We start from the raw sequence: 246 nt of genomic DNA, 5'->3' as shown, positions 1-246 counted from the left end.
TATAATAGCCATATCCTTGTGAATCGCCACGGATAATCTAGACACTTCCGAGCCGTTGATAATACTGGTTTTCATATTCTGTCGGTGGCATCTGATCGCTAGAACCATGCCGACGCTTACTGTTATAAAACATTTCGATGTAATCAAAAATATCGCTGCGGGCTTCTTCCCGCGTTCCGTAGATCTTTTTCTTTATCCGTTCGCGTTTCAACAACTGGAAAAAGCTTTCTGCAACCGCATTATCAT

Annotated in this window: 1 protein-coding gene; it reads right to left on the bottom strand. The window is 42.3% G+C overall.

Translation table 11 applies throughout. The annotated features are described in order from the left end of the window. Window positions 1-37 precede the first annotated feature (37 nt). The coding region (locus tag EPG66_RS23140) for an IS3 family transposase (RefSeq protein WP_246379584.1) at window positions 38-246 on the bottom strand (209 nt) is incomplete at its 5' end.

The sequence above is a fragment of the Pantoea pleuroti genome (assembly GCF_014156615.1).
Taxonomy (GTDB): Bacteria; Pseudomonadota; Gammaproteobacteria; order Enterobacterales; family Enterobacteriaceae; genus Pantoea; species Pantoea agglomerans.
The sequence above is the reverse complement of the archived record's forward strand: the minus strand, read 5'-3'. Positions and strand labels throughout refer to the sequence as shown.